This is a genomic window from Paenibacillus glycanilyticus, from assembly GCF_023715145.1.
GTDB lineage: Bacteria > Bacillota > Bacilli > Paenibacillales > Paenibacillaceae > Pristimantibacillus > Pristimantibacillus glycanilyticus_A.
In genome coordinates this window covers 55,417-62,016 of record NZ_JAMBNP010000021.1, presented here as the reverse complement: position 1 = coordinate 62,016, position 6,600 = coordinate 55,417, and the positions used below count along the sequence as shown (strand labels likewise).

The 6,600-nt window shown below is 51.8% G+C and carries 4 protein-coding genes; all 4 read left to right on the top strand.

The genetic code is table 11. The features are described from left to right. Positions 1 to 254: 254 nt before the first annotated feature. Entirely contained in the window at positions 255 to 3,296 is a 3,042-nt protein-coding gene (gene lacZ, locus M3194_RS30025; protein WP_251657799.1) for a beta-galactosidase, LacZ type, read from the top strand. A gap of 643 nt (positions 3,297 to 3,939) precedes the next feature. Continuing rightward, complete coding sequence (locus tag M3194_RS30020) at positions 3,940 to 4,752, top strand: ABC transporter ATP-binding protein (RefSeq protein ID WP_397334395.1); 813 nt, start codon at positions 3,940 to 3,942, stop codon at positions 4,750 to 4,752. A 94-nt stretch (positions 4,753 to 4,846) separates the two neighbouring features. Further along, positions 4,847 to 5,659: an ABC transporter permease gene (locus M3194_RS30015; protein ID WP_251657797.1), complete on the top strand. Its 813-nt coding sequence runs from the start codon at positions 4,847 to 4,849 to the stop codon at positions 5,657 to 5,659. Then, entirely contained in the window at positions 5,656 to 6,552 is an 897-nt protein-coding gene (locus M3194_RS30010; protein WP_251657796.1) for an ABC transporter permease, read from the top strand. Before M3194_RS30015 ends, M3194_RS30010 begins: the two co-directional genes overlap by 4 nt. Positions 6,553 to 6,600: the final 48 nt, after the last annotated feature.

Here is a 6,600-nt window from a genome sequence, read left to right as displayed (position 1 = left end):
TTGTGGTGATAATTCATTAAAGTTAATGCTTACGAAGTAATGAATCATCACGATTGCCCGTACAAACGGGCCATTGTGGTGATAATTCATTAAAGTTAATGCTTACGAAGTAATGAATCATCACGATTGCCCGTACAAACGGGCCATTGTGGTGATAATTCATTAAAGTTAATGCTTACGAAGTAATGAATCATCACGATGGGCGAAGCACGCCCATTGTGGTGATAATTCATTTTAGGGGAGGAAATTTCGTAATGAAAGCAACAAGGGCAGACATCAATTGGCTCAGCGACCCGACGGTTTACCGGGTAAACCGGGTGGACGCGCACTCCGATCATCGGTATTACCGCACGATGGAGGAAGCGGAGAGCAAAGCGCCAATGGCGATGCGCCATGAATTGAACGGTGGTTGGAAATTCAGCTATGCCGTCAATGTGGCAAGCCGGATCGAAAACTTCTATAAACAAGACTTTGATTGCAGCGGCTGGGATGACATTCAAGTGCCCGGGCATATTCAGATGCAAGGCCATGGCCAGCTGCAATATGTAAATACGATGTACCCGTGGGATGGTCTGGACGCTGTTCGCCCTCCGGCAATTCCGGTGGTCAGCAATCCGGTAGGCAGCTACGTAAAGCATTTCCGCAAGCCGGAATCGATGACAGGCCCTGTCTATATCTCGTTCCAGGGCGTTGAGTCTGCTTTCTACGTATGGCTGAACGGCGAGTTTGTTGGCTACGCGGAAGACAGCTTTACTCCTTCGGAATTTGACCTGACCCCGTTTATTCGGGAAGGCGACAACAAGCTTGCGGTGGAGGTCTACCAACGCAGCTCCGGCGCTTGGCTCGAGGATCAGGACTTCTGGCGTTTCTCGGGAATTTTCCGCGATGTGTATCTGTATACGGTACCGGAAATCCACGTGAGAGATCTGTTTGTCCATGCGGATCTGGATGACAGCTATACAGCTGGCAAGCTGACCGTTGATCTGGAGCTGCTCGAGAAGGCTTCGGCACAAGTGAAGCTGGAGCTTAAGGATGCCGATGGAGCCGTTGTGGCAACGGGCGAAGGTGCGTTTGCGGATGGCAAGCTGTCGCTTACTGTTGATGCAGGAAAAGTGAAGCCGTGGAGCGCGGAGTCTCCGTATCTGTACAGCGTTAGCCTCTCCATCCTGAATGCGCAAGGCGAACTGGTTGAAGCGATCGTTCAGAAGGCGGGCTTCCGCCGTTTCGAAATGATTAACAAGGTGATGCACCTGAACGGCAAGCGTATCGTATTCAAAGGCGTTAACCGCCATGAATTTAACGTGCGCCGCGGCCGTGCCATTACGGCCGAGGACATGCTGTGGGACATCAAGACGATCAAGCAGAACAACATGAATGCCGTCCGTACTTCGCACTATCCGAACCAGACGTTGTGGTACGAGCTTTGTGACGAATACGGCATTTACCTGATCGATGAGATGAATCTGGAATCGCATGGTTCGTGGCAGAAGATGGGCGCGGTAGAGCCTTCCTGGAACGTGCCGGGTAACCTGCCGGAATGGCAAGGATCGGTTCTTGACCGTGCTGAGTCGATGCTGGAGCGGGACAAAAACCATCCTTCGATTCTGATCTGGTCTTGCGGCAATGAATCGTATGCGGGCGAAGTGATCCTGAATGCGACGAAGTACTTCCATGCCAAGGATCCGAGCCGTCTCGTTCATTATGAAGGCGTATTCCACAACCGTGATTATGATGCGACAAGCGATATGGAAAGCCGGATGTATGCGAAGCCCGCGGATATTATCGAATATCTGGAGAGCAATCCGGGCAAGCCGTATATCAGCTGCGAATATATGCATGCTATGGGCAACTCGGTTGGCGGCATGCATAAATATACCGAGCTGGAGCAGAAGTACCCGATGTACCAAGGCGGCTTTATTTGGGATTACATGGACCAGTCCATCATGACCAAAGACCGCTATGGGAATGAGTTCTTCGCTTACGGCGGAGACTTTAACGACCGTCCAACGGATTACAGCTTCTGCGGCAACGGCATTGTGTTCGCAGACCGCCGCGTAACGCCTAAGATGCAGGAAGTGAAATTCCTGTATCAGAATGTGAAGCTAGTTCCTTCGCGCACGGAAGTTAAAGTTATTAATGAGAACCTTTTTGTAAATACAAGCGAATGGGCTTTGTCCGTACGCTTGCTCCGCAACGGCGCTCTAGTATTCAGCGCAACTAGCGAAGTGTCGGTTGAAGCGGGAAGCGAGAAAGTTGTTCCGCTTACGCTGCCGGAAGCGGTAACGAATGCGGCTGGCGAATACGCGGTTCATACCGCGCTTGTTCTGAAGCAGGATGAGCTGTGGGCGGAAGCCGGCCATGAAGTGGCCTTTGGCGAAGCCGTATTTGTTGTTGAAGGGGAAAAAGCTATGCCCGTTGGCTCGCTTCGCGTTGTAGAAGGCGACGTGAACATTGGCGTGATGGGCGACGGCTTTACGATTCAGTTCTCGAAAGGCGTTGGCTCGCTGGCATCGGTCCGTTACGGCAGCCGCGAGTTTATCGCAGCGCCGCCGGTACCGCAATTCTGGCGTGCACAGACCGATAACGATAAAGGTTATGCGCATGGTTACGATGCTGGTCTATGGTATGCGGCAAGTCTTGCACGCAAATGCCTGAAGGTTGAGCTCGATGTTGCGAAGTCCGGTGACCAAGTGACGGTTGCATTCGAGTATGGATTCAGCATCAGCGCCGAGCTGCGCGTCCGCACGACGTATACCGTCTTCGCGGATGGCAGCATTGAAGTGAAGACGGATTACAAAGGTGCAGCAGGTCTTCCTAACGTTCCGGTCATTGGCCTGACGTTCAAGCTGCCTGCTGATTATGATCAAACCGATTGGTATGCGATGGGTCCGGAAGAGAACTACATTGACCGTGCATTTGGAGCGCGTCTTGGAACGTTCAGCCGCGAGGTGAAGGAGCTGCCGACTCCTTATCTGGTACCGCAGGAGACGGGTAACCGTACGGGTGTGCGGCATGTGAAGATTGCCGACAGCCAAGGCTTTGGCCTGCAGCTGACGGCATCGCCATCGGCCCCGGTGGAATGCAACGTATCGCCTTACACGGCGTTTGAGCTGGAGAATGCCGCTCATTGGTACGAGCTTCCACAGCCGCATTATACGGTCGTAACCGTAGCTGGACGCCAAATGGGCGTTGGCGGCGACGACAGCTGGGGCGCTCCGGTTCATCCGGAATACCAGATCCCGGCTGATCAGGATCTGAGCTTCACGTTTACGATTTCGGCGATAGACCGCCGCTAGAATAGAATCGGTTGAATAGAGGTTGTCCCCATTGGGACGGCCTCTATTTTTTTGTTTTGTGTTGAACGGGGTTCCCCGCGAGCCGAAGGGATCCCGCCCACGAAGAATACCGCGCCAGTCATTATTTCTCTCATTTACACTGTACGCAATACAGCATAAAGCGGCTCACTAGCCCCGTAGCTTGTCCTACATTGTACGTTGTGCAGTATATTCGAAGAATTAGTGCCCTATTGGCCTATTTTGACTAAAAATGCTGTAGATTGTGCAACGTAGCCATCGCCTAAGGGCCTATTTCCTCTGTTATCCTGCAGAATGTACAACGCAGGTGGGAAGAAGAGAGACGCGTACCGCTCTGATTTGCTGTTCTTCCAACCATCAGGCGACCATCCAAACTATACTCTATACAGCCTTTAGCGACTCCTCAGACCAATAGCACCTGCTTTATCGTGCGACAACGAACACGCAAGTATAGTAACAGAGGTCTGACATCATTCAACCGTTACCGCCTTGCCTCTATACATATCGTCTAATGTTTTGGTGATTTTATAAAACAGTTTGTATAATGTAATCCAAATTACGTGTTATATAATATTACATAACAGCAACATTGCGGGCGCAAAAGTATCTTATGTAAGTTTTCAGCATGATAACAGGAGGTGGGGGATTGTTGTCACTTGATAGACAGAGGGAGACGGAAATTCGAATAGACGATGTGTCCATGGTATTTGGGCGCAAAGGGCGGGAGGTTACGGCACTCTCGCATGTCAGCTTTGAGGTGTATCGCAGTGAATTCGTATCCCTCCTCGGGCCGTCGGGCTGCGGGAAGTCGACACTGTTAAGGTTAATGGCGGATCTGCTTGAGCCAACTAGCGGTCAGATCACCATCGGAGAGGAAGTGCCTAGAGAGGTAAGACTGAAAAGGAAGTTCGGAATTGTCTTCCAAAGCCCAACCTTGTTCGAATGGCGTACGGTGAAGGATAATATTGAGCTTCCAATGGAAGTGTTAGGCCTTAAAAAGTCGGAATATTCAGCCATATCGGAACGGCTTATCGACATGGTTGGCTTAACGAAGTTTAAGCATCATTATCCTTGGCAGCTAAGCGGCGGCATGCAGCAGAGAGTGGCCATTGCAAGAGCCTTATCGCTTGATCCGCCTATCCTGCTGATGGATGAACCCTTCTCTGCCTTGGATGAATTCACGAAGGAGAAGCTTCAGCTTGACCTGCTCGATATCCAGAGGCAGACAAAAAAGACGATCGTATTTGTGACTCACAGCATTCCGGAGGCGGTCTTCCTGTCGGATCGGGTTATCGTGATGTCGGCGCATCCGGGGCGCGTCCACTCCATTCTGGACATGGAACGGGAGGAGGGAAGCTACGAGCAGATTCGCAATTCCACCCGTTTCCATGAGATGACGGCTCAGGTGAGGAGTTGCTTTTTAATTCGCAGTTCTTAAGAGAATGCTTACGATGCGAGCATTCGCAATTCTTTTAAGCAAATGCTTACGAAGCAAGAATTGCATTCGCAATTCTTTTGAAGAGGTGATTCTCATGAGCGGATGGCTCAGAAAAGGCGGCCAAAGCGGGATTATCGTGCTATGGGTGCTTGGAGCTCTGATCCTGTGGGAAGCGGCCGCCTGGTACATAACCGATATTGCCCATGTGCTGGCCCCGGCCTCCAAGCTTCCTTATCTGCATCTGGTCATTGAAGCTTTAATCCAACACTGGCCTACACTTGCCGAGCAAGGAGCGATCACGTTCGGCAATTCGATAACCGGATTCCTGATTGGCACCGCGGTAGGCGTGATTCTTGCGATCGTGATGAGCTTGTCTAGGGCCGTTGAGCTGACGTTATCTCCTTATATGATCGCTTCGCAAATGGTTCCGATTATCGGGCTTGCTCCAATTCTGTATGGCATTATCCATGATCCCGCGCTGTCGAGGGTATTAATGGCGGGATATGTGACGTTCTTTCCGGTAGCCATTCATATGCTTCGCGGGCTTCAGAGCATCAGACCGGAGCAAGAGGAGCTTATGCGCTCGTATGCCGCGTCCGTATGGACGACGTACGCCAAGCTGCGGCTGAAGGCATCGCTGCCGGGGCTTTTTGCCGGACTGAAGCTATCCGCTCCACTCGCCATTACGGCTTCCATCATTGTCGAGCTGATGGGCGCACCTAACGGTATTGGCGTCCTTATGCTCAGCTCACTTTATTATGGCAGCTCGCAGGTGTATATGTTCTGGTCAACGATCTTGATCAGCGTGGTCATCGGACTAATCTGGTTCCTTCTTGTCACGCTGGCTGAACGGCTACTGACCCCATGGCAGCCGGAATTCCGACAGCAAGGAGGAGGGGAGAGATGAAGGAGGTAACAGCCGTCAATACGGAGCAGTCCCCTGTCTCTGCCCCTCTGCCAAGAATAGCGGATGATCCTGCTTCAGGGCTGAACGCTAGGGTTCACCATACGAAGGGTTCTTCTGCCAGAAAAGAATCCCGAAGCCCGTTTTGGCTTCCCATCGGATTTGGCCTGGTGTTTCTGATGATCTGGCAGTTAAAAGGGTTCCACACGCTGTTTCGCCTGGAGCTCTATCAGCTGCCCATTCCCTCTTCGATAGCGAAGGCTATTCAAGCAAATAGCGATCTGTTATGGAGCTACTCGCTATATACCGGAGCGGAGATGATCGGAGGCTGCCTGATCGGCTCGGCGATTGGTCTATTCGCAGCCGTTGCAGCATCCTTCGGACCTCAAGCCGGTAAAGGCGCCATTACCTTGCTTGCCGCCTTAAACGCCGTTCCGATTGTCGCGCTTGCACCGGTGATGAACAACTGGTTTGGCGACGGCGTCGCCTCCAAGATAGCCATTGTCTCGATTATGACGATGGCAACGATGGCGGTCAGCGCCTACAAGGGACTCCGTTCCGTCGAGCCCGCTTATCTGGAGCTTATGCATGCTTACGCGGCCGGCAGATTTACGATTTTTCTGAAGCTTCGATTCAGGCTTGCGCTGCCGACGATATTTACCGCGCTCAAAATCAACATGGCTACCGGAATTATCGGGGCGATCGTGGGCGAGTTTTTTATCTCATCTAGGGGTCTTGGCTTTCTGTTATCGGATCAGATCAAGCTGGGCAATATGCCAATCGCGTGGTCCTGCATTGTTATCGCGGCCGTGCTTGGCATCGTTCTCTACTATTGCATTCAGCTGATCGAGAGACTCGCCGTTCCGTGGCATGTTGCGCAGCGCAAAAGACAGTAGCTTCTCACGCATCAGGGGATGTCAGCCTCTTACAAATAGATGGCGATA

Bases quoted from the DNA above. Each gene is read 5' to 3' on its own strand.
- M3194_RS30020 (WP_397334395.1), top strand. From the start codon at position 3,940: ATGATAACAGGAGGTGGGGGATTGTTGTCACTTGATAGACAGAGGGAG.
- M3194_RS30010 (WP_251657796.1), top strand. From the start codon at position 5,656: ATGAAGGAGGTAACAGCCGTCAATACGGAGCAGTCCCCTGTCTCTGCC.
- lacZ (WP_251657799.1), top strand. From the start codon at position 255: ATGAAAGCAACAAGGGCAGACATCAATTGGCTCAGCGACCCGACGGTT.
- M3194_RS30015 (WP_251657797.1), top strand. From the start codon at position 4,847: ATGAGCGGATGGCTCAGAAAAGGCGGCCAAAGCGGGATTATCGTGCTA.